This is a genomic window from Mucilaginibacter sp. KACC 22773, from assembly GCF_028736215.1.
GTDB lineage: Bacteria > Bacteroidota > Bacteroidia > Sphingobacteriales > Sphingobacteriaceae > Mucilaginibacter.
Genome location: NZ_CP117883.1, coordinates 7,394,842 through 7,418,445 on the forward strand (window position 1 = coordinate 7,394,842; position 23,604 = coordinate 7,418,445).

At 45.2% G+C, this 23,604-nt stretch carries 22 protein-coding genes; 11 read left to right on the forward strand and 11 right to left on the reverse strand.

Annotation, left to right across the window (positions count from 1 at the left end):
* Positions 1–57: 57 nt before the first annotated feature.
* From PQ469_RS30690 to PQ469_RS30705, 4 genes are all read right to left on the reverse strand, one after another.
* Positions 58–699 (reverse strand): tetratricopeptide repeat protein, encoded by a 642-nt coding sequence (locus PQ469_RS30690; RefSeq protein ID WP_274211049.1) that lies wholly within the window; start codon positions 697–699, stop codon positions 58–60.
* 293 nt (positions 700–992) lie between these two features.
* The gene (locus PQ469_RS30695) at positions 993–1,685 is read right to left on the reverse strand and encodes a response regulator transcription factor (RefSeq protein ID WP_090638958.1); all 693 of its coding nucleotides are present in this window, start codon (positions 1,683–1,685) and stop codon (positions 993–995) included.
* Positions 1,686–1,885: 200 nt separating this feature from the next.
* On the reverse strand, positions 1,886–3,706 hold the full coding sequence (locus PQ469_RS30700; RefSeq protein ID WP_274211050.1) for a sensor histidine kinase: 1,821 nt from the start codon (positions 3,704–3,706) through the stop codon (positions 1,886–1,888).
* A gap of 188 nt (positions 3,707–3,894) precedes the next feature.
* Positions 3,895–4,260, reverse strand: coding sequence for a DUF3127 domain-containing protein (locus PQ469_RS30705; RefSeq protein WP_274211051.1), 366 nt, complete (start codon positions 4,258–4,260; stop codon positions 3,895–3,897).
* A gap of 83 nt (positions 4,261–4,343) precedes the next feature.
* Between PQ469_RS30705 and PQ469_RS30710 the strand changes: the two genes are divergently transcribed.
* Both PQ469_RS30710 and PQ469_RS30715 read left to right on the forward strand, forming a co-directional pair.
* A complete protein-coding gene (locus tag PQ469_RS30710) occupies positions 4,344–5,528 on the forward strand; it encodes a THUMP domain-containing class I SAM-dependent RNA methyltransferase (protein ID WP_274211052.1) in 1,185 nt (394 codons plus the stop codon).
* Between the two features lie 24 nt (positions 5,529–5,552).
* A complete protein-coding gene (locus PQ469_RS30715) occupies positions 5,553–6,050 on the forward strand; it encodes a hypothetical protein (protein WP_274211053.1) in 498 nt (165 codons plus the stop codon).
* A gap of 11 nt (positions 6,051–6,061) precedes the next feature.
* On the opposite strand, the gene cysM is transcribed toward PQ469_RS30715, so the two are convergent.
* Complete coding sequence (gene cysM / locus PQ469_RS30720; protein ID WP_090638993.1) at positions 6,062–6,934, reverse strand: cysteine synthase CysM; 873 nt, start codon at positions 6,932–6,934, stop codon at positions 6,062–6,064.
* A 517-nt stretch (positions 6,935–7,451) separates the two neighbouring features.
* Complete coding sequence (locus tag PQ469_RS30725) at positions 7,452–7,859, reverse strand: EthD family reductase (protein WP_274211054.1); 408 nt, start codon at positions 7,857–7,859, stop codon at positions 7,452–7,454.
* A gap of 271 nt (positions 7,860–8,130) precedes the next feature.
* On the opposite strand from PQ469_RS30725, the gene PQ469_RS30730 reads away from it, so the two are divergent.
* The 4 genes from PQ469_RS30730 (at position 8,131) to PQ469_RS30745 (ending at position 11,659) form a co-directional block, all read left to right on the forward strand.
* Positions 8,131–8,331: a hypothetical protein gene (locus PQ469_RS30730; protein ID WP_274211055.1), complete on the forward strand. Its 201-nt coding sequence runs from the start codon at positions 8,131–8,133 to the stop codon at positions 8,329–8,331.
* A 38-nt stretch (positions 8,332–8,369) separates the two neighbouring features.
* Positions 8,370–8,705, forward strand: a complete 336-nt coding sequence (locus tag PQ469_RS30735; RefSeq protein WP_274211056.1) for a type II toxin-antitoxin system VapC family toxin — start codon at positions 8,370–8,372, stop codon at positions 8,703–8,705.
* Between the two features lie 324 nt (positions 8,706–9,029).
* Positions 9,030–10,739 carry an FISUMP domain-containing protein gene (locus PQ469_RS30740; RefSeq protein WP_274211057.1) on the forward strand — a complete coding sequence of 570 codons (1,710 nt, stop codon included), beginning with the start codon at positions 9,030–9,032 and terminating at the stop codon, positions 10,737–10,739.
* Between the two features lie 302 nt (positions 10,740–11,041).
* Positions 11,042–11,659: a DUF1579 family protein gene (locus PQ469_RS30745; protein ID WP_274211058.1), complete on the forward strand. Its 618-nt coding sequence runs from the start codon at positions 11,042–11,044 to the stop codon at positions 11,657–11,659.
* A gap of 227 nt (positions 11,660–11,886) precedes the next feature.
* Here the strand turns inward: PQ469_RS30745 and PQ469_RS30750 are convergent, their stop codons facing one another.
* A complete protein-coding gene (locus PQ469_RS30750; protein WP_274211059.1) occupies positions 11,887–12,258 on the reverse strand; it encodes a hypothetical protein in 372 nt (123 codons plus the stop codon).
* Positions 12,259–12,937: 679 nt separating this feature from the next.
* On the opposite strand from PQ469_RS30750, the gene PQ469_RS30755 reads away from it, so the two are divergent.
* Genes PQ469_RS30755 through PQ469_RS30775 form a run of 5 tightly spaced genes read left to right on the forward strand, consistent with a single transcriptional unit; the run spans position 12,938 to position 16,765 of the window.
* Complete coding sequence (locus tag PQ469_RS30755) at positions 12,938–13,291, forward strand: hypothetical protein (RefSeq protein WP_274211060.1); 354 nt, start codon at positions 12,938–12,940, stop codon at positions 13,289–13,291.
* Positions 13,292–13,303: 12 nt separating this feature from the next.
* Positions 13,304–14,116 carry a hypothetical protein gene (locus PQ469_RS30760; RefSeq protein WP_274211061.1) on the forward strand — a complete coding sequence of 271 codons (813 nt, stop codon included), beginning with the start codon at positions 13,304–13,306 and terminating at the stop codon, positions 14,114–14,116.
* Positions 14,117–14,120: 4 nt separating this feature from the next.
* A complete protein-coding gene (locus PQ469_RS30765; protein ID WP_274211062.1) occupies positions 14,121–15,683 on the forward strand; it encodes a hypothetical protein in 1,563 nt (520 codons plus the stop codon).
* An 18-nt stretch (positions 15,684–15,701) separates the two neighbouring features.
* Positions 15,702–16,043, forward strand: coding sequence for a hypothetical protein (locus tag PQ469_RS30770; protein ID WP_274211063.1), 342 nt, complete (start codon positions 15,702–15,704; stop codon positions 16,041–16,043).
* Between the two features lie 11 nt (positions 16,044–16,054).
* Positions 16,055–16,765 (forward strand): Ig-like domain-containing protein, encoded by a 711-nt coding sequence (locus PQ469_RS30775; protein WP_274211064.1) that lies wholly within the window; start codon positions 16,055–16,057, stop codon positions 16,763–16,765.
* A 174-nt stretch (positions 16,766–16,939) separates the two neighbouring features.
* Here the strand turns inward: PQ469_RS30775 and PQ469_RS30780 are convergent, their stop codons facing one another.
* The 4 genes from PQ469_RS30780 to PQ469_RS30795 all read right to left on the reverse strand — a co-directional run bounded on the left by PQ469_RS30780 (position 16,940) and on the right by PQ469_RS30795 (position 23,604).
* Positions 16,940–18,958, reverse strand: coding sequence for a M13 family metallopeptidase (locus PQ469_RS30780; RefSeq protein WP_274211065.1), 2,019 nt, complete (start codon positions 18,956–18,958; stop codon positions 16,940–16,942).
* A 379-nt stretch (positions 18,959–19,337) separates the two neighbouring features.
* Positions 19,338–20,741 (reverse strand): aminopeptidase P family protein, encoded by a 1,404-nt coding sequence (locus tag PQ469_RS30785; protein ID WP_274211066.1) that lies wholly within the window; start codon positions 20,739–20,741, stop codon positions 19,338–19,340.
* A gap of 195 nt (positions 20,742–20,936) precedes the next feature.
* Positions 20,937–22,421 carry a 1-hydroxycarotenoid 3,4-desaturase CrtD gene (gene crtD / locus PQ469_RS30790; RefSeq protein WP_274211067.1) on the reverse strand — a complete coding sequence of 495 codons (1,485 nt, stop codon included), beginning with the start codon at positions 22,419–22,421 and terminating at the stop codon, positions 20,937–20,939.
* Positions 22,422–22,584: 163 nt separating this feature from the next.
* Positions 22,585–23,604: a dipeptide epimerase gene (locus PQ469_RS30795; protein WP_274211068.1), complete on the reverse strand. Its 1,020-nt coding sequence runs from the start codon at positions 23,602–23,604 to the stop codon at positions 22,585–22,587.

Consider the following 23,604-nt stretch of genomic DNA (forward strand, 5'->3'; position numbering starts at 1 on the left):
ATGTTTTACTTGTAGTATACACGCAATAGCATTTTACGCTATTGTTACATAAAAAAATTATTTAATTACCTTTTTAGGCTCTTGTTCTGCGGTTTCCGCATAACGGATCTCGGCTTTCGGGTTATCTTTATTGTCTTGCAGGTAGCGCATCTGTTTGTTAATGTTGGCAACATCGGCTGTAAACCCATGGCTATTGGCCATATCGCGGGCCTCGCTCAAATCCTGCATAGCCTGCGTAAAATCGCCATAGCCAGCTTTACAGGTTGCCAATCCCATTAAGCTGGTAATGGTATGCTTGTCGTCGTTTTGCTGGCGCGATATCTGCAGACTTTGCAGCCAATACCATTTAGCTTCCGATAAGCGATTTTGCTTCAGGTACATTTGCGCCAGATCGCTAAAATTGTAGCTTGCAGCATTGTAAACCCTGAACCTCATGTTATGCTGGGCCGTTTTCATTACCGCCATTTCATGCAGATAAAGGGAATAAGATGCAAGCTCCAGGCTAACAGCCGTAATTTTATGTTTAGCTAACTGGGCTGCGGGCAACCTGCCAATGGAGTGATCTTTTACATCAGCAATCAGCGGAAAGCGTTCGTGTTTTTTAAATACATTACCAATGCTTTTAGCCGGTTTTACCCACCATTGTGCCGATGCGGATATACTTACAGAGCATAAGATAATTAGTAAAAGATATCTCATTGAGTCTTTTGTCTGAGTTTAATAAATTAATCAGTAAACAAATATAATTATAAAGTCCAGTTAATCAATACCCTAAAATGTAGAAATACCAGCCTTGTTTGTTTGATAAGAGGATTTAACGGAGCGCGGAGCTATAATGTTATGTCCAATTAATAATGCTTCTGCTAATCGGTTGATAATAAGGCAGAATAAAATTTTCTTTGCGAATTAAAATTTTAATTAAAAATACAGACAGAGCGGCGGCGATGTTACTGAGATTTTATAGCATCTTAATAAACACACCCAAAACCCCGTTAATTGATTAGTAATTTGTACCCCCGGCCATGTACATTAATTATCTCGACATTGGGGTCATCTTTTAAATACTTACGGATTTTGCTTAAAAATACATCCATGCTGCGGCCGTTAAAGTAATTGTCATCGTGCCAAATATTCAGCAGTGCTTCTTCGCGGGTAAGTACTTCGTTTTTGCGCATACATAGCAGGCGTAAAAGTTCGGCCTCTTTGGTAGATAGCTTTTGAAGAGCCTCACCTATGGTGATGATTTGCGAGGTATAGTCAAAGGTATAGCGGCCAATTTTAAAGCTGGTTTGCTTTTCCTCTTCGGTTTTTTCGGTGCCACTGGATCGTTTTAGCAAGGCGTTTATGCGCAGCAGCAACTCTTCTATCCGGAAGGGCTTGGTAATATAATCATCACCGCCGAGGTTAAAGGCTTGTGTTTTATCTTCGATCATGCCCTTGGCGGTGGCAAAAATGATGGGCACGTTGGGGTTTATTTTCCTGATGTCTTTGCCCAGGGTAAAGCCGTCTTTTTTGGGCATCATTACATCCAGTATCAGCAAGTCAAATACATGTTTGGTAAAGGTACGCAGTCCTTCTTCGCCATCTTTACATAAAATAACATCAAATTTTCCTTTCAGCTGCAGATAATCCTGTAGCAATAAACCCAAATTGGCATCATCCTCAACCAGTAGTATTTTCTTCATGTTATGTTTAGTTCGGAAGTCGGAAAGTCCGATAAGTCCGAAAGTTTTTTTGTTTTTTAGTCCGGAAGTCGGAAAAGTCCGAAAGTCCGGAAGATTTTATTTTTAAGTTTGGATGTCAGCAAGTCCGACAGTTTTTTTATTTAAATAGTTAGCATCGTTCACAACACAACATCTTCCGGACTTCCGGACTCCCCGACTAACTACGCCACCGCGAATTTCAGCTCAAACTCCGATCCTTTTTCTTTTTCAGATTTTACGCTAATGCTGCCGTTCAATCGTTTTACAATAGTATTTACATAGCTTAATCCCAGTCCAAAACCTTTAACATCATGCAGGTTACCTGTAGGGATACGGTAAAACTGTTCAAATATTTTTGTTTGCTGATCGCGGCTCATGCCTATGCCTTTATCGGCCACCTTAATAACCACCTGCCCGTTTTTGTTAAAAGTGCTGATCGTTATCTCGGGGTTTTCATTACTGTACTTTATTGCGTTATCGATAAGGTTATACAACACATTTGAAAAATGAAGCTCGTCGGCCACAATTACCGCGTTTTCCGCGCCCAGTTCAAGAGTGGTTTTAGCATTGCATTTATGCAGCTTAAGCGCCATGCTATCTAAAACAACCGTTATCATGTCGTTTACATCAAGCGGTTTTTTATCAAGCTTAAAGTCATTTTTTTCAATGCGGGCAATATTTAATACCCGCTCTATATGGCTACCTAAACGTTCGTTTTCCTCAAAAATTATATTGGCCAGTCGCGATACCCTGTTTTGGTCGTTAGTAATTTCCCTGTCCTTTAAAGCCTCGCTTGCTATCATGATAGTTGATACTGGGGTTTTAAACTCGTGGGTCATGTTGTTGATGAAGTCTATTTTCATTTCCGATACCTTTTTTTGCTTCAGAATAGAGAAAATGGTATATCCAAAACAAAATATCAAAACGATAAGCAAACCGCCGGTAGTACCCATGGTGGCAGTCATCTTACTTAAGATGAGTGAGTTTTTTTGCGGAAAAGATAGTTTGATCTTACCCGGATCGTTGATCACATCGCGGCTAAAAATAGCAGTTTGATAGGTATTGGCCGGGATAAACACCGGCTTGTTACCCTCCAGGTCACTGGCATTCGAAAATATGAGTGAATCACTGTTGGCTGTACTTACTTCGTAGCTAAATGGCAACGATATGCCCTTGTTATGCAGTTCAAAACGCAAAAGTGTATCTATCCAAAGTAGGTTTAATCGTTTAGTGAGCGGCTGGTCCGATCTGCTGTATTCTTCGGCCAGGTTGGCTATAACATTTGCCTTGCCAGGGTTTGTGTTTACGCTTACGTTTTGAATCGAATCGGTTTCAAGCATTCTTTTGATCTGTGCAACCTGCCTTTCCTTTTGCTTGCGCACTTGTTCGCGCTGCCAAAGGGGGTTAATGCGCGGTATCAGAATTAATTGCTTGCCAAACTGCGGGTCGGGGTATTCGTAACGTAGCGTATCATATTTGCGCAGTTTATGAGGTGTTTTTACAGTGTGGGTAATGTGTGTACCAATTACCTGTTGTTTGTAGCTGGCATGCACAATACCCGCATCGTCGGTATATTGTGCCATGGTAACTTTAATATCCACGGTACCCTCCTGCTGTAGTAAATCGCTTAGTTCATCATCAAGTTTTTGATGTTTGATCATACGTTCCAGGCTATCACGCAGCAGGGCTACTTTTTTTTGCCTCAGGGTTTGCCGCTTGCCTGTTTTAGGAATAAAGGGTTTATTATCGGTGCTTTTTACCACTTTTATTCCCGCATCATCTATTTCGGCCGCTCTAACCTGGGCTTTCGAATTTAAAAAGTTGTTGGCATCCTGTTTGGTTACTTTTGATACCACGTTGTTAAGTGCCTCGTTAACAGAGCGGTCAAAAAGTTCGGATTGCATTTGGTACGATTGTCTTAAAAAATACAATTGCATACCCATTACACCCAAAAGTGCAAGCCCCATTAAGCCAATAATCAAACCGATACTACGTTTCTTCATTTGTTAACAAACAAAAATATTTTAAATAACCCAACAAAGGGGCTATTTAACAAAATTTAACAATTGTCAATTAATAATAACGCTTTGAAATATAACCTATTGCCGGCGTTTAAACGAGGTATGGACAGGTAATAAAAAAAGGCCCCATTTGAGGCCTTTTCTTATATTTTATGCAAATGACATACCAATTAAAATGGCAAATCGTCGTCATCGCTTGATGAGCTGATGTCTGCGGCCGGTGCTGCATATTCTGGCGCAGATGCGGAGCCTGCACCTGCAAGAACGTTAATTTTCCATAGCTGTAACGAGTTGAAATAGCTTTTTTTGCCTGTTTTATCAGTCCATGGACGGCCACGCAGGTTAAAGAAAACTTCAACGTCATCGCCTATCTTTACATTATCAATCAAAGCACAGCGATCTTGTATAGCTTCGAACTTCAAATATTCAGGATATTGAGGGTTTTCAATATATTCTAATATCAATTCGCGCTTCTTTAGTGAGTCGGTTACCTGTTGTGTTGGCGACACTTCATGTACTTTACCTTTAACTTCCATAATCTTCAAATAATTTAAAATGTAAAGTTAATAGATAAGAAATTAAAATAGGGCGTTTTTAATGCTTAATTTCGCAAAATATCATGCAAGTTTTCCACAACGAAAGTAAAATAATAATTACCTGCAATAAAAGATTGTCAGGCTATCTTCAACAGGAGGTAGAGGCTTTGGGCTACACACCGGTCCGCGTTTTTCAAACCGGGGTGGAGCTTAAAGGCACAGTTACAGATACCATAGCGTTAAACTTAAACCTGCGCTGCGCAAGCCAGGTGCTTTATTTAATAAAGAGTTTTAAAGCCGCCGACCCGAAAGAGCTGTACGACGAATTAGTTACCATTGAATGGGAGAAACTTATAGACTTTAGCGGGTACTTTTCTGTAACCTCGAACGTTAACAACGAACATATACTTACACCGTTGTTTGCCAATGTAAAGGTGAAAGATGCTATTGTTGACAGAATCAAGGAAGTTAAAGGCATTCGCCCTAACTCAGGTGCCGACGCAAATAAAACCCTGGTGCACTTGTACTGGCAGGATGATGAGGCCGATATATTTATGGATACTTCGGGCGAGACATTGGCCAAACATAGCTATCGCAAAATACCCGGTAAAGCGCCCATGCTGGAAGCTTTGGCCACATCAACCATTATGGCTACCAACTGGGACAGGAAGAGCACATTTATTAACCCGATGTGCGGATCGGGTACTTTGGCTATTGAGGCAGCTCTGTTGGCTACTGATAAGCATCCCGGATTATTCAGGATGAATTATGGCTTTATGCACATCATGGGGTACGATGAAAATGTATTTTTTGTAGAGCGCCGTAAGTTGAAAGATAAAGCTAAGAAAGAAACCGGCTTTAAAATTATAGCTACTGATATATCTGAAGACGCTATCGATATCGCTCAAAAAAATGCGAAAACCGCGGGAGTAGAACATTTAATTGATTTTGCTGTTTGTGACTTTGAAGATACCGAAGTACCTGAAGAACCGGGTGTGGTGATGTTTAACCCGGAATATGGTGAACGCTTAGGTGTACACAGCAAACTGGAGATTACCTATAAAAGAATGGGCGACTTTTTGAAAAAGAAATGCCTTGGATACAGGGGATATGTTTTTACAGGAAACCCCGACCTGGCAAAAAAGATTGGCTTACGCCCATCGCGCAGAATAGAGTTTTATAATGGCAAGCTGGATTGCCGTTTATTTGAGTATGAGTTATATGACGGCAGCAAACGCGACCCAAGTGAACGCCCCCAGCCAAAGTAAGCAGTTAACATAAGAATACAATTAATGAAAAAGACCATATTATTAGCCATAGTAGTTTTATCATCAGTTTGCGCTACGGCACAAACACAACTTGCTTTCCCTTTCCAGGGAGGCGCCCCGGTAATGAGTTCCTTTTTTAAAGATAGTGTTGTTGTATCGCCCGAGATAATTAAGAAAAGGGCTGCAGGAACAGCCGTTTTTAAATTTACTGCTGATACAAAGGGAACAATAACACGAATAGTGATTTATTACGCTGATGACTATGTTTTAACGGTGCCTATTATTGAAGCGTTAAAAAAATCAAACCATAAATGGATTATCCCCGATCATGAAAAGGTTCATGATTTTGTGCTGCCTTTCTCTGTCGGCTTCATTCCGCCGGCTGTACCGGGTAAGAGTTTAGAGAAGCACATGTTTGATTTTTATGCTCAGCGTAAGCCGATAATTACAGACAATCAAATTCCGCTTGATAACGCTACCTTATTGCCAACGGTGGTTATTAGCTATCAGTTGGGGCAGTAAAAAATCAAAAGCTACCCAAACAATTCGCTGCTTAAATACCTGTCGCCACGATCGCAGCAAATAAATACGATTACGCCTTCTTTTAATTCGGAGGCTAATTTTATAGCTGCCGATAATGCGCCGCCACTGCTCATGCCCGCAAATACGCCTTCAACTTTGGCCAGTTCGCGTGCCCTTTGGGTAGCTTCTTCTTCTGAAATATCCATCACCCTATCTACCCTTGATGCGTCGAATATTTTAGGCAGATAAGCGGCTGGCCACCTGCGGATGCCGGGGATGGATGAACCTTCGGTAGGCTGGCAGCCCACTATCTGGATATCATTATTTTGCTGCTTAAGGTACATGGAGCAACCCATTATAGTGCCGGTTGTGCCCATGGCGCTTACAAAATGGGTTATTTTGCCTTCCGTATCGCGCCAGATTTCGGGGCCGGTGGTTTTAATATGTGCGCCAAAATTATCCGGGTTGGCAAACTGGTTTACCAGGTAAAACTCACCGGTGGCGGCCTTTTCTTCGGCATAATCGCGACAAAGTTCAATGCCTTCTAATAAAGTTACTTTGGCCCCGAAAGCTTCCATGGTAAGGGTACGTTCGCGGGTGGAGTTTGAGGGCATTACCAATTCAATTTCCAAATCAAATAACCGCGCAATCATAGCCAGTGCTATACCTGTATTGCCGCTTGTTGCCTCAATTAGTTTAGTGCCGGGTTTAATATCGCCCCGCTCAATGGCACTACGGATCATGTTGAGCGATGCGCGGTCTTTAACGCTCCCGCCGGGATTGTTACCTTCCAGCTTGGCAAATATCTGTACGTTGGGGTTTGGGTTTAGCTTTTTAATTTCAACCATAGGCGTATTGCCTATTAAATCAATGAGTGTAGCCATTGTTGTTTTGATTTGGATAGATGTAAAACAGGGTTGCTCCTGGTTACCAAAAACAAAATTAGCAGTAATATTTAAATAGGGACCAATAACAGCAGCGCAAAAGCACCTGAATTGACTTTAAAACTACTTTGTAATTTATCAAGTACCTTTTGAACGTTTGTTTGCATATCGGTAAGGCGTTGCTGGTTGACGTTGTTGTACTTGATATTTAGGTAGTATGTATAACCAACAAACTGTGTGTACCACCTGGCAATGAAACACCCTGACACACCATGAAACGGGGTGAAACACCCTGGTACACCCTGAAACACCCTGGTACAGGGTGGTACACTACCCATGGCTAATTTTTTTAACCCGGGCAAAATTTCGGATTGAGCCGGGCCGGCATTATCACCGCACGCCCTCCGGTTGGCCCTCGCGGAAGCCGGGTATTATATAAATTTGCAAATAAAGCATATGTAAAACTCAAGCTTTGGCTGTTGTGGTGATAACACCGGCCGGAAGCTAAATGTTATGTTTACTTTATCACCTCACTTACCAAAATAACGGGAGTGATATTGGTATAATTTGGAAAATCAGCACGAATGGCATCTCTGTTTGGCGCGACAGCGGCTTGATAGTCGCTCAGGCTTTTTATATAAAATGTGCCAATAGCCATAAAGGGCAGCGGTTGGTTTGGGATACCACTGGCCATCCCTTTTTCGATAGTGTATTTAACCAAATTCGATCCTAAAAACCGCGCTACCATTGGCATGTGCTTAGTTTCATAGTACTCCATATTAAAGGTTTTACCTTCGGCATAAGGGTACATCACAGATACTTTAATTAAGCCTTTTTCAACAATAGTTACGTTCTGCTTTTCCTGGCTAAACACGGTAAAAGAAATGGTTAAAAGCAGGAATGATAAAATTAGCCTTAATTTCATAATTGGTTTATTTAACTGAAGGTGCTCAATTTAATATACAAATATTAACATATTGTATTTATTCACAAAACGTTATGCCGACTAAAATTTAAGGTTTTTACACACTCGTTCTTTGCCCCTGGTGTGTTTTCAAATAACTGCGAATACCGGGGTGTATTGAAAGGGCTATACTTACAATGAGCGGTTTTCCTCAAATTAATGCCCTTCAACAAAATAATTATCACTAACTTTATAATGCAGATAGAATTTTACTGTTACCTAAAACGTGTATATGGAAACGGTTACTATAGAACTTACGAATCAAAAGGCTTACAAAATTCTGAAAGACCTGGAAGAGCTTAACCTTATCAAGGTAATAAAGAAGCCTGCCCGGCTATCGTCCTTGCGTCAAAAAATACAAACCAAAATGAGCAATGAGGATATTGATAAGCAACTCCATAATCTGCGCGACGAACGGCAAAGACCTATCTGATTGACACATCGGCTGTAATCAAATACCTTAACGAATCATTGCCTGCCGGCGGTTTAAAATTTATAGATGAGGTTATTGACGACGAATCACAATTATCCTTCATTTCTGAAATTGAGCTACAGGTTTGGAATCCGTCCAATGAGGAAGATCTGGAAATTTATAGCCTTTTTGTTACCCAGGCCGATATTGTAGGTATTGATGCCGAGATAATTGCCGAAGCCATACGGATTAGAAAGTACCATCAACTTAAATTGCCCGATGCTATCATAGCCGCCACCGCAATTACCCGTGATTTAACCTTGATAGCCGATAATGATAAAGATTTTTTAAAGGTTACCGCGTTGAAGTATATCAATCCCAACACTATAAATTAAAGCCTTCGCTGTTGCAAGCCTCCTGGCTTGTGCGCCCGCCTGCTAAGTATACGCCATGCCTTTAGGACAATCAACTACACAACTTGTCAACCTCAATCTTTTAATATTACTCTTTCGCCCCGCTTTAAAATAAAAATCACGGATATATTATAACATCCGGGATTTGCGTGGCGTATACTTAGCATAGCGTTTACCTGCCAGCGGGCACACAAGCCTGGAGGCTTGCAGCAGCACAAAAAGTTCTTGCGGCGGGGGCTAACAATAGTTCAAAGAAAAAAATTACATACACAAGCAATATCTTTATCTTCGTGCAAAATATTGTTAATGAAACTTTTATTAAAAACCTGCCTTATCTTATTAATTGCTGTACTGGCCGGCTGCTCCAAAAGCGCCCAAAATGCAAACATTACCCAACCGGTAGCACCAACCTTTGGCAATTTTACCCTGCCGGCAAAGGAGTTTACCGATAAGCCTTTTACTATAACCGCCCCAAAAAGCACCAGCGATGGCGCTATAACCTATACCAGCAGTAATAAAAAAGTAGCTACCATAAGCGGTCAAACTATTACCATTACGGGCACCGGATTATCGGTAATTACAGCCAAACAGGCCGCCACCAAAAACTTTACCGCCGATTCGGTGAAAGCCAATTTTACGGTAGGCCTTGCCGCGCCAACTTTAACAACGTTCACTATTCCCAATAAAAAAGAAACCGACGTACCTTTTTTACCTCCTTATCCAAAAAGCAACAGTACGGGGGCATTCACTTTCAAAAGCCTTAACCCCAATGTGGCTATTACCATAAGTAGCTATAAAATAGTGCTTAAGGGGCCGGGCACCTGTACCATTGTAGCTATACAAGCTGCAACCGCCAACTTCAGGGCCGACTCGATACAAACAACTTTTACGGTAACCGGCTTAATTAAGCCAACTATCACCGGCTTTACAGTACCAAACAAAAAAATGGGCGATCCGGCTTTCACTCTTGTTAAACCCACAAGCAACAGTACGGGAGCGTTTACTTATAAAAGCAGCAATCCGGCGGTAGCAACAATCTCGGGTAATACGGTAACTATAAAAGGAGCAGGATACAGCTATATAACTGCCGTGCAGGCGGCAACGGGCACTTACAAAGCCGATTCGGTACAGGCAACGCTGATTGTGCTTGCCAAAGCAATGGCTCCAACACTTTCAAACTTTACTGTGCCGGGTAAGTACCTTGGCGAAGCAGCTTTTACGCTAATAAAGCCCAATAGCAACAGTGCCGGTACATTTACTTATACCAGCAGTAATACAGCCGTAGCTACCGTATCGGGCAATACGGTTACTATTAAGGCTAAAGGGCAAACTACCATAACCGCCATGCAGGCAGCCAATGGTAATTACACGGCAGGAAGCATCAGCGCAGTATTAACCGTTACCGACCGCCCCGCTACGGGTACCGTTACCGATGTTGACGGCAACGTTTATAGCACCATAAAAATTGGCACACAAACCTGGATGATAGAAAACCTTAAAGTAACACATTACAGCGATGGTACCCCGATACCAAATGTAACCGACGACAACACCTGGAAAGGACTATCAACCGGGGCATATTGCAATTATAAAAACGACGCAGCCATCGGTAAAATTTACGGTAAGCTATATAACTGGCATGCCGTAACCAACCTGCATAAGCTTGCCCCTGCCGGCTGGCACATCCCTACCGATGCGGAGTGGAACACCCTATACACTTATATTGGCGGAACCCGCGAAGATGGCAGCAAAATACAGGAACAAGGCACAACCCACTGGATAGCCAATACCGGCGCCACCAACAGCACCCTGTTTACCGGCCTGCCCGGTGGCGCCCGTGATTTTGATGCATTTCAGGGTGTTTTTACAAGTATAGGCTACTACGGAAAATGGTGGAGCACAACCCCCACTACCACCGCCAACGCGGTATATATGGCCCTGTATGTAAAAGGCTACTTTGAACGTCACGAAAACCTTAAATATTACGGCTACTCGGTTAGGTGCATAAAAGACTAATAAATATGATTACTCCGCCCGGCGCACATGCTGCATTTAACCGGCGGAGTAAAACCCGTTTTTAGCGCATATATGCCAGGACAGGAGCGGTAGCCTACCTGTGCTTAAGATGTGATCTGTTTACAAAAATCACAAGTGATCTTCCCGCGGCCAGCCGCACAGCATTTGCGCCAGGGGCTGGTTCAACATCCGGCTTCAGGTTTGCTAATGCAACAAATACTAAAGTATTTGCAACGCATGCGTAAGGCAAACCGGTTAATAATTGCCTTTTTTGGGGTGTACTTATAAACATATAAAATCCTATGAAAAAAACAATTCGGCTAAGCGCCGCCATCAGGATATGCCTGGCCACTCTTATTTATACAACTGTTAATTTCGCGACTTATGCCCAGGCGCCGAAACAGCCGGACACCATGACCCAATTGCTTGATTATTCGCGGCCGGGAAATGCCCATGCGCAATTAGAAAAACTGGCAGGCACCTGGTTGTTCCAGGACGCCAAGCTGGCTTTTGTAAAAGGTACCCTTGTGCGCAAAGTTATTTACTACGGCCGATTTTACAGCGTTGAAATGACGGGCGGAAAATTGCCGCTACCAGTTGCAGATGGCAAAATGAAGGAAGATTTTTATCAAAGCATGCAAATTGAAGGTTTTGATAATCCAAAAAAGAAATATATCACCACCTCTATCAACAACCATATCGGCAGCGACATTCAAATGCAAACGGGAACTTTTGATGCGGCTAAGCAGGCCTTTACTTACGATTGGGAGGACGAACTGATTCCTGGACAGGCTCAAAAAAACCGCCGGGTTTTAACCATCATAGATGCTAATCACTATAAAGAAGAGTTCTATGAAATGCATGGTAATGATTTTGTTAAGGTAAGGGAACTGGATTATACTAAAACTGCCGGCCAATAATCAAATGTTATGGACTACCTGAATTTTTAAGCCCTTTCGCTGCCGCAAGCCTCCTGGCTTGTGCGCCCGCATGCTAAATATACGCCACGCCTTTAGGACAATCAACTACACAACTTGTTAACCTCAATCTTTTAATATTACCCTTTCGCCCCGCTTAAAATACAAATCCCGAATATAAAACAACATCCGGGATTTGCGTGGCGTATACTTAGCATGGCGTTTACCTGTCAGCGGGCACACAAGCCTGGAAGCGGCGGCACAAAAAGTTCTTGCGGGAGCGGGGGCAGAGTAAGCTTGGAGCTGTCAACAGCCAGCACTCTAATGCCGTTCAAATAGTTTAACGTATCATTTTCAGGAGTATAAAAGTTATCAATAATCACTCCTGAAAGATGACTAAAAACGGCCGGATCGATCTTTTTCCGGTTTTGAATAAATGCACTCGTTGTAAAATGACGGGTGCCCGAAGAAAAACGTTCGTTCAAATAACGTACAAAACCATCTATTTCAATTGTAAGGCTTCGCCTTAACAAATTGAACATAAATAATAAAGTGGCGCTAAATGGTTGCTTTCTATTCCTGGTAAAGTCTTGCTTATTCATCTTAAACTTCAGAACAAGTTCCTTACTGAAAATTGTCTCCCTCAATTTTTCTACGATTAAAAATGAGGTTTTTTTTGCACTTTAACTAATTGATTATGAATTAAATGCACAAATAATAGCGCAATAAAACAAGTTAATTAATTGATAGTCAGTAATTTAATACCTTAACTTAATGACATCGGGCTTGCGGCAGCGCAAAAAGTTCTTGCGGGAGCGAGGGCAGATGGCTTTGACTATTACGACATTATAACGGGTAACGAGTTTGTTGGAGACAACAAAGTGCGGCGGGGAACACCAACAAGGGCAGAGCCGCACAACACTGCGCTAAAAGGGGCAAGAAAAGATCACGATGGCCTGATCACCAGTTGTTTCCTTGTTGTACCTACCCTCATCAGAAAATTCCTGCACGAATTTATACATAATCGCCACCATTTATCACACGGCAAACGCATCTCTATGCGTTGTTAAACAAATAAAAAAAAGTAAAAAAAGAAACCTTTTTAACACATTGGAAAGTTTTTCCTGAAATAAGACAATAACAGCCCGGTATTTCGTAAAAATTAATGAAAAGGGAACTTTTTACCGTAAAAATACGGTATCAATATGCGTAATTAACGCATTGATATTCATTTCGTTATTATTATATTCGTCTTGTTGAACCCGAATAACCTTATCGAATATGCAAACTTATCAATGTTGTAACCCCAATTGCGGAAACATCCTCACACCACAAGGACCAATAGTGGCCCTTGTCAATCATCAAACCAGCGCCATCGAACACCCGGTACTTTTTTTGGAAGACGGATTTCTTGCGAAATCCACACTCGAAGCTATCAACAACTTATTCGATAATCCCGAAAAGCACAAAAGCATCACCATCAGCTCCGATCAAAAAATTTCAGGCTCTCTCGGAGGATTCAACATTGGACACATAGAAATCGGCGTACCAAAAAGGTCCCTCAACCTCGCAGCCCAGCAATCCATTACCCTATGCTGCAGTGTATGCGGCATCTGCTGCGATTATAACAACTAAATCCCGAACCAAATGGCCAATACCCCAGCAACACCTCAGCAGCCGGTCATCGGTACCATCGCCGGAACCAACATTCCCCTCGATTCACAACCCATCAACAAATGGGACTGGTTCAAATTATCCAGAACCTGGGTAAACGGAACAGAAGAACGCTTCAAAAACCAGGTCGATAACATCCAGAATACCATCAAATGGTTCTTTACCGTCGGAACAGGAACAACCATCTTTGGCGTCATCGTTAAAGACCCCAAACCCGGATCATTAAGCCTATGGATCTTTGGAGCAGGATTGTTCCTGTTACTCATCGCCTATGCAGTATCAAGCCTTGCTATAACCCTCGTATCCCGCAGCATGCCCAACCCCGACAGCTCTGCATCTATCAGGGATACCTTCAGCAAATCCAACCTCACCTCCAGGTGGCTCATCGTCACCTCTTCCATAGCCATGGTCACCGGCATGGGCATCCTCCCGCTCGCCATCGTCCTTGCCTTTCAAAAACCGCAGGACAAACCCGACCTGGCACCAAAGCTCAGCGCCCAATACCTGACAACAACGCTAAAAGGAACAAAGCAAATCTCCGCGCTGGACATATCAGGCTATTCACCGGACAGCAGCACCATCAAATTCAGACTCTCTGCCGGCAGCACCTTTACAACCTCCAGTATGCTCGACACCTTCAGCCACGTACTTAGCCATCCCAGGTACGACCTCCACTACTCCCTGGCCAGGTCAATCAAGCTCGACGATAAGCATTATTACCTCACCGCCATCTATAAAACAGCCAAGGACAGCCTTGCCAGTCAAACCGTGTTTCTAAAACCCTGATCATATGAAAATAAAGTACCTACTCTGGTGTCTCCTGCTATCCGGCGCGACCCGCGCCTTAGCGCAGACACCCAACGCAGCAGCCGGAACCGCTGCCGCCACAACTCCCGCCGCAACAACGGCCCCGGCCCCGGCAACTGATGACTTTGCCAACGACAAACAACCCATCGTTTACAGCTTCATCCCAACCGACCCATATTACCTCCGGTTTAACCGCGTCTTGCCCTTTGACAAGACATTCAGCATCCGGTTCACCGGTATCCCAACTTCCGTCAGCTCCATTAAGGTAACCATTACCAGGGAGTATCCCAACAGGAAAGGGCAGGCGAGTGGTGGAAAACACAGTTCGGCCCCCCCCGAGGAAGTCATTGTCCTCGATGGCTGGCAACGCGGATCAGGCTCCGAAGCCGCCGCCGCAACGATAGGCTATGCACATTGCGCAAAAGGCCTTGCTCCAAACGCATCTTATTCCATCAGGATCGAAACTTCCGGCGAAGTCCCCTTAAACGCTACACAGCAAACACAGCTTAAGACTGGCCTTGCTGTAAGCCGCGCTGTTTCAGAAGCTGTAAACAAATTAGCCCGGACATCCCTCGGAACACTTCTGCCTGCAGACGCTATCATCAACCAGGAAAATACAGACCTTCAGCAATCCCTGACAACAGCCGTAACCGACATCGATCCAAAATACCATGTATCCAAACTTGAACCCATCAAAGCACTCGAAGCTTTCCAAGGCATGCTCGATAACTACAGGAACATCCGCGCATCATTAGCCAAAGTTACTCAAAAACTAAAATCTGATAACAAGTTCAGTTCCAAAACACAGGCCATCGCGAACCTCGAACAAACTATGCTCAACACCACCGACTGGGGAATCTTCAGTACAAATGGACTTGACCATACCGCCTTTCTGGCTGTTCTTGACGGAATCGATAAAGACACCGCGATAGTAAAAAATGCAGGCGTACATGCCGTTGTAAGCAGTGGAATAACCGACACCAAAAAATACCTCAACCAGGTGGAGCCCTTAAAAGATGCCTTGGTCAAACAGATCATCGACGTCGTGATTATACCAAACATAACCGTTTTTGAAACCCTTGACGACACTTACGTTGACGATTTTCTGAAAGCCTCCAAACTCTACGTCACCCTCGATCTCGGTTACGCCCAGGTATTCCGCATCGACCGCGGCTTAGCCTATTCAGGCTTCAACCTCTATTTCAGACCGGTCGACAAATCCATACCACTCAGCCAATATTCCACCATCGGTGACTGGTTTGCGGTAAGGACATCCCTTTTGATCGGCATCACCCTAAACTCCATCGCCCAGGATAATGTGCGCAAAGGCCTCATCGGGGATAAAGCCCTTGTTGTAGGAGCCGGGTTTAAACTCGTGCCCTTCTTCAAACTCAACGGCGGCGTGCTCGTACATTACAGGTACGGTGAAAATCCGTCCCTCGGCACCAATCACTACCATACCTCGCTGAGCCCCTTCGTATCCTTTTCCATTGACCTTGATGCAAAAACCCTGTTCTCAGGCATAGGCGACTCTATTTTCAAATAAACTCAAACCCGACATATCATGAGCGTAGTAATCAATAACTTAAAAGTAAGTCCCAAATCATTAAAAAAAGGCATTACCGCCGTAACCTTTACCTTTGACGGCTTTGTAACCGCCCTGAGTGATAACGACGTAGACCTCAGCATCACCCTGGACCCGACAAACCCTGACGTCAAAGTTGCCGCAGGAAGTTCCCCTTCCTGGACAGCAACCTTCAAAACAACATCGTCCTCATTCAGCAAAACCATCAATATAGAAGTCAAAGTAGCCCCGCCGGCACCCAAGATCACCGCCGGTAACCTGCATGCCAAAGCCAACGACAACAGTACAGACGACGCGCCCTTCACTTTCATTTATTCTTAAAAAGACACCGTATGAAAAGACACACATGGATCCTCTGCCTTTGCCTGCTGGCAAGTGCCTGCGGAAAAAAAGACGACGACGTATACACTCTCGGCAGCGACAAATCCGTAAAGATTTCCGAAGTTATATCGATCAGTAAAGTTAGTAACGCCACGCCGCTCGCCGACACCACCGACATCAGTCTCATTGAAGTCAGCATCAATCCCGCAAGTGACTCCGCAAACCGCATCGTAACCCTCAGCAGCAGCCTTGGCACATTCATAGGCGGCACCAGCACCATCACCCTAACTGCCGATGCTGGCGGAAAGGCCCTGGCTAAATTACGTTCCTCCACTCCCGGCAGCGCCACGGTGACAGCCAAAGTAAAGGCCGCCAGCATCAACACAATTATCAACTTTGTGGCCGCGCCGCCTGAAGACCTCCTGGTAACGGCTGACAACTACAAACCCGATACCTCCCAAACCGTAACCCTCACCGTAAACCTGTTCCGGAACCCCGGTCATGGCCTCCCCAGCGACCCCGTCAGGATCTGGCTCAGCGTCAAACCCGACCTCGGCAGCAATTCCCTGGTCTACCCAGCCTTCGTAAATTCAGCCTCACACCAGGGCACATTCGTCATCAGCAACCCCTTCATCGCCAGGGGCGCCTTCAAAGCCGAAGCCAAAGTCCTCGGCGCTCGGGGTGACACCCTCAGACGAAGCATTACGATCGTCATCAAATAAAAACCCAAACTCTCCCCTAAATAAAAAAGACTGGTTTTGCCGGTCTTTTTTATTTAGGGGAGTTCTATTGTATTACATATGAAATAAATTCAGCTACCACAAGGCTATGCCCTATGGGCCTCTTGCTTGGTATTGAATATATAAGTCTAATTGCATCCGTTGGGGCTGCCCTCCCTACCAAATCTTAACCCTCTCCCCTTCCGCTTTGTAATTTTTATCACCAGGCTGCACGTTGAATGCTTTGTAAAACGGGGCGAAATTCATTAATGGCCCATTTACACGCCACATGGCGGGCGAGTGGGGGTTGGTGTTTACGTAGGTGCGCAGAAACTCGTCCCTGGTTTTTACCCTCCAGATGCGGGCTATGGACAGGAAGAAGCGCTGGTCGGGCGTGAAGCCGTCAATTTTGGTGTTGCCTTTGCCTTGTTCGGTCATTTTAAAGGCGTCGTAGGCTATGGCTATGCCGCCATTGTCGGCGGTGTTTTCGCCCAGGGTGAGTGCGCCTTTGATGTGTACGGTATCTAACACGGTAAACGAGCCATATAAATTGGCCAGCTGTTTTGTTTTGGCCCTAAACTTTTCATAATCTTCTTTTGTCCACCAGTTTTTTACGTTGCCGTCTTTATCAAACTGCGCACCCTGGTCGTCAAAGGCGTGGGTCATTTCGTGGCCAATTACCATGCCGATGCCGCCGTAGTTGATGGCGTCGTCTGCCGAAAAATCGAAATACGGAAATTGCAGGATGCCCGCCGGGAAAACAACCTCGTTAAACGAGGGGTTGTAATAAGCGGTAACTGTAGATGGCGTGGTGCCCCATTCTGTTTTATCAACCGGCTTGTTCAGTTTGGCTAATTGAAACTGATAATCGTTTTGTTTAAGCCACAGGATGTTTTCAAAGTATTTGGTCCGGTTGATCTGCACCTTATCGTAATTGCGCCATTTATCGGGGTAGCCTAATTTTTTGGTGATGGCGTATAATTTTTCTTTGGCTTTTTGTTTGGTGCTGTCGCTCATCCAATCCAGGTGATTGATCCTGTTTTCGAAGGATTTTTGCAGGTTGTTTACCAATACCAGCACCCGTTTTTTGGCGTCCTCGTTAAAATACCGTTTTACATACAACTGCCCCAAAGCCTGCCCCAAATAGCCGTCGACGTTTTGCGTCATGATCTGCCTGCGGGTTTTTTGTACGGCTTGCCCGTTTAATACTTTGTTAAATTCAAACGTGGCATCTGCAAAAGGTTTGCTCAATATTTCGGCGTAGTTTTGGAGGGTAGCGGCTTTTAAATAAATTTTCCAGTCGGCTATGGGTACCGATTTCAACATGCCGTTCAACTTATCGTAATAAGCGGGCTGGCCCATATCAAGCGAGTCGGTTGTTGCACCCAGTTCGGCAAGCAATGTTGGCCAGCCTATATTAGTTTGTGTTTTGCTGATGGCGGCAACCGCTACCTTATGGTAATTGGCATTAACATCCCTTAATTGGATATTGGTTTTATGCGCTGCCGCGTTTTGCTGCTCGATGCCGTAGGCAATGGCCGCGTTTTTTGCGGCGGTGGCAGGGCTGCTCCCGGTTAATTGGAACAGGGTGGCCAGGTATTTTTTATAGGCCTGCTGAATGCCAAGCGTGGCTGAATCTGTTTTAAAATAATAATCCCTCTCTGGCAAGCCAATACCGGTTTGCGATACATGGGCAATATTGATGCTGCTGTTTTTGTTATCGGGGTAAATATCGAAGCCAATAATGAGTCCGTTCCCGGTTTTGAGCTGCGCCGCTACAAATTGCATGAGTGACGGCACACCCGTAATAGCATCAATTTGTGCCAGTATGGGTTTAATAGGCTGGTACCCGCGTTGGTTAATGGTGGCGATATCCATGCCCGAGGCGTAAAAATCGCCCACCTTTTGGTCGATGCTGCCCATGGGGTTCCGGGCTTTTGAAACACTATCCAGGATGTTTTGCAGCAGCAGCTTTTGCGGAATGTTCATGAAGCTGTACGAACCCACGCCTGATTGATCGGCGGCAATTTTGGCGGTATCGTACCAGCGCCCGTTAACAAAGCGAAAAAAATTATCGCCTGGTTTTGTCAGGGAGTCGATGCCGGCAACATCAACAAACCCTTTTTTGTGATCGTCCTGGTATTTCCAGGCACCCAAAACAACTAACGCTACACACAGGTAAAACACTTTATTCATAAACAGTCAATTTGTTTAAAGGTAATAATTTAGGAATATGTTGGGGAGTGAAATTAAAAAAGGGGGAGCGTCGTTCTACGTCCACTCTCAAAAGGGAATTGCATAGGGGAGCTTTTGTCTTTTTAAAACCCCTTACTTTTTGTTCCCCTCTAGAGAGGGGGCGCGATGGGAAGCGCATTAGCCGGGGTGTGTTTTCAGCGTTAAGTCGCGCGCATATAACACACCCCTCCGCCCCTCTCGAGAGGGGAATCGCACATGGGCCGGGGCTCAGAGCTTCAGGAGGCGTTTGCACTACCGGCAATTGCTTCGTGCCTCTCAATGACGGTAGTTTTTATATTGCTAAATCAAAAAACCATCTGCACATCTGAAATCTGCACATCTACCCCTTCAACCCCTCAATCTCCTTCAAGCTCTTTGGCAAGTACTTACCCAGCAGGTGGCTGCCGGTGTCGGTTATCAGAAAATTATCCTCGATCCTTATCCCGCCGAAATCTCGGTAGGTGTTTAGCACGTCGTAGTTGATAAAATCGACGTATTTGTGTTCGGCCTGCCAGCGGTCGATGAGTTCGGGGATGATGTAGATGCCGGGTTCGATGGTGAGCACGTAGCCGGCTTCCAGCTCGCGGCCCAGGCGCAGGGATTTGAGGCCGAACACGGTAGTTTCTTTTTTAAGGGTGTCGGTGTAGCCAACGTAAGGTTCGCCCAGGTCTTCCATATCGTGGGTATCCATGCCAAGCATGTGGCCCAGTCCGCATTGAAAAAACATGGTATGCGCACCGGCGGCAACGGCTTCAGCAGGGTCGCCTTTCATGATGCCGGCCTGGCTAAGTCCCTCTACCAGTTTCTGGCAGGCGGCCAGGTGAATATCTTTGTATCGTACGCCCGGTTTCAGCATGCTGATGGCGTGGTCCATGGAGTTAAGCACCACCTCGTATAGTTCGGCCTGGCGGGTGGTAAACTTCTGGCCCACGGGCACGGTGCGGGTAAGGTCGCCGCCGTAGTGCATGGCATTTTCGGCGCCGATGTCGCATAGCAGCATCTGGCCGTCCTGTAGGGTATGGCCGTAGTAATGGGTGTGCAGGGTTTCGCCGCGGGGGGTAATAATGGCGGGGTAACCCAGGCGCGAGTTGGCCGCTATGGCTACCTCGTTGGCTTTGGCCACCAACTCGTAGCCCTTAATGCCGGGGCGGGTGTTTTTGATAACGGCCAGCTGCATATCTACGCTAATGGATACCGCTTTTTCCATTTCGGCAATCTCCAGCGGGGTTTTAATCACCCGCTGGGCAATTACGGCTTTGATGAGTTTTACCGATACATGATCGGCCACATCCTGCAGGCTCACGTTGAGCCATGCGGCCAGTTTAATTTTATTTTCGGGGCGGTAAGGCGGCAGTATATGCACCTTGCGCCCGGTGGTTTGCGCTTTGTGGATGTAGTGGGTAATATCGTTGTACGGGCGGGTTTGGGTAACGCCAACCAGGGCGGCCATTTCGCTCACGGTGGGCAGTACGCCTGTCCAGATAATGTCGTCGATGCTCAGCTCGTTGCCGAAGATTACGGCTTCTCCGGTGTCGGTATCAATCACTGCGGCCAGCCCCGCAAGGTCCAGCCCGAAGTAATACAGGAAACTGCTATCCTGGCGATAGCTAAAATGGTTATCCTTATAGTTCATGCTGCTTTCCTCGTTGCCCAGCAGCACAATAAGGCCATCGTTGACCATGCTTTGGGTTAACACTTGCCGCCTATCGGCATAAACCTGCTTATCGAATAGTTGAAGATCCATGCCGCAAATATAAGCCCCCTAACCCCCTGAAGGGGGAACTTTGGCGGGAAAATTTTTAACAAAAGTAGGCGTACTTTTTAAAGTGATAAAAAGTGTTGATTTTTGTAGTTTTTTTATCGGAATAATAGCAGGTTTGTATGTATTTTTTGCTGTTTTCAGCTATAAAATTGATGCTTTTTTGCTCAAAAACGTACTTTAAGAAGTTGGAGAAAAATCATCGGCAATCCACCCGCTTACGATTTTTGCCGAGAGTAAACAGAGCGGAATCCCGCCGCCCGGATGGACACTCCCGCCGCAAAAATACAGGTTTTCAATTTTGGACGATTTATTGGCATGCCGCAAAAATGCCGCAAACCGGCTGTTGCTGCTGGCGCCATACAACGAGCCCTGGTACGATGAAGTTTTGGTTTGGATACGCCGCGGGTCGAGCATGGTTTCGGAAACAATGAGGCTTTCGATATCGTCGCCCAAAATACGGGTGAGTTTCTTGAGGATGTTTTCGCGGGCGGTGGCAATCAGTGTATCCCATTCCTGCCCCACATTGGCCGGTACGTTGATCATGGTAAACCAGTTTTCGCAGCGGCCGGGGGCATCATCCGGCTTGTATTTACAGCTGATATTGAGATAGATAGTAGGATCATGAAAGATGTTTTTATCCTTCCAGATATGGTCAAACTCGGCTTTGTAATCGGTGCTGAAAAAGATGTTATGCAAATCAAGTTCTGGAAACCGCCTGCTGATACCCCAGTAAAATATCAGCGCCGAGCTGCTACGCTCCTGGCCAAGGATTCTCTTAGGAAACAACCCGGGATACGACTTAAGCAGCCTTTGATAGGTGAACCAAACATCCATGTTGGATATGATGACATCTCCGTTGATGATGTTACCTCCTACCTTAAGGCCGATAGCTTTGCGGTCATCTAACACAATCTCATCAACCTTTGAGTTGTAGTGGAATACAACCCCTAATAATCCGGCCAGCTTAACTAAACTGCCCGTGATACTATACATACCCCCGACGGGGAAATAAGCCCCATAGTGCTGCTCTAAATGCGGTATCACGTTCAGGGTAGCCGGGGCTGCATACGGGTTTGATCCATTGTAAGTGGCATACCTGTCATAAAACTGCACCAGGCGGTCATCTTTAAAATAGCCCGCGTTGGCCTTGTGCATTGTCCGGAAGGCATCTATTCCCGGTAGCCCCAAAACCGACTTTGCAGTATCCCGTCTCAAAAATGTTTTAAGCCTGTGCAGCGATTGTTCCAGGAAAACGTGATTGGTTATATTGTAGATAGTTGCACTGTTGGCCAGGTATTTTTTTACTGATGCAACAGGTTCGCCGGTAACATTACTTACCTCGGCGGCAAATTGCTCAGTATCAGCATAAGCGTTTAATTGGGTGCCGTCTTCATAAAAGTACCGGCAAACTTTATCCAGCTTCTGGTAGCAAAAAAAATCTTTAGGGTTTTTACCTGCAAGGGTAAAAAGCTCATCCACGTACTGCGGCATGGTAAACAGGCTTGGCCCGGCATCAAAGCGAAAACCATCCTGTTCAAATTCAGATAGTTTACCGCCAGGATAGCTGTTCGCCTCAAAAACCTCAACCTGGTGCCCTTGCACCGCAAGCCTTATCGCTGTCGCGATGCCCGCTATGCCCGAACCGATGATTAATGCTTTCATTTCACACGAATGTCACGAATTTAGGCGAATTACACGAATCTTAAACAGACACGAATTTCACCAATTGAATCGAATTCCACGAATGTTATATATCGGGCAAATTATTTGAATTTATCTTACCAGGCAGATTTGAGAAAATTCGCTTTACTTCGTGAAATTCGTGTTAATTAAAATTGGTGTGAATCCCCAATCCGGGGTCGTTATTTAAGATATACTTGCCATCGGCAAAACCGGGCATCTGGTAGGGGTTGTTGCTTACCAGGAAGGGGCCGTCCAGGTCAACCCAATCGCATTGGGGGGCGAGGGCTAAACCGGCCAATGCGGCGCAACTGGTTTCGGTCATGCAACCAATCATAATTTGTAGGCCCAGTTCGCGTGCTTTGTTCATCATTCGTTTGGCTTCATACATCCCGGCCGATTTCATGAGTTTGATGTTGATGCCCGTGTATACGCCTTTGGCTTTCTCTACGTCCTCAAAGCGTTGCACGGCCTCATCACCAATAATGGGAATAGGGCTGCGCTCTGTGAGCCAGGCATTGCTATCCGGGTCGGTTTTAAGCATGGGTTGCTCTATCAGTTGTACACCCTGCTCCTGCAGCCAGTAAGTCATATCCAGGCTTTGCTGCAAATCTGTCCAGCCCTGATTGGCATCTACGTATAATGGCACGTTTGTAACCGAACGAATGGTGCTTATGAGTTCTTTATCGGTATCGCGGCCAAGCTTTACCTTAATCACTTTAAAACCTTCGGCCTCTTTTACCTTTTTGATGATCATCTCGGGCGTATCAATGCCGATAGTGAAACTGGTTACGGGCATTAGGGCCGGGTTGCTGCCAAAAAGCTGCCAGCAGGGCTGCCCTTTAATTTTGCCATCCAGGTCATGCAGGGCGATGTCAATGGCCGCCTTTACTGCAGGATTACCAGGCGCTATACTATCTAAATAACCTATTATCGACCCAAAATCAAATGGATAACTAAACCGGCCTATATCAACTTTACTTAAAAACTCGGTGGCGCTTTGGTGGCTTTCGCCCATGTAAGGCACCATTGATGCTTCCCCGTAACCGGTAAAGCCCTCATGTTTTACCTGCACCAGCATAACCGGCGTGGTGGTGCGCGAAAATTTGGCTATGGTAAAAGTGTGTTTAAGTTGTAATTCGAAAGGTTGATATGTCAGTTCCAT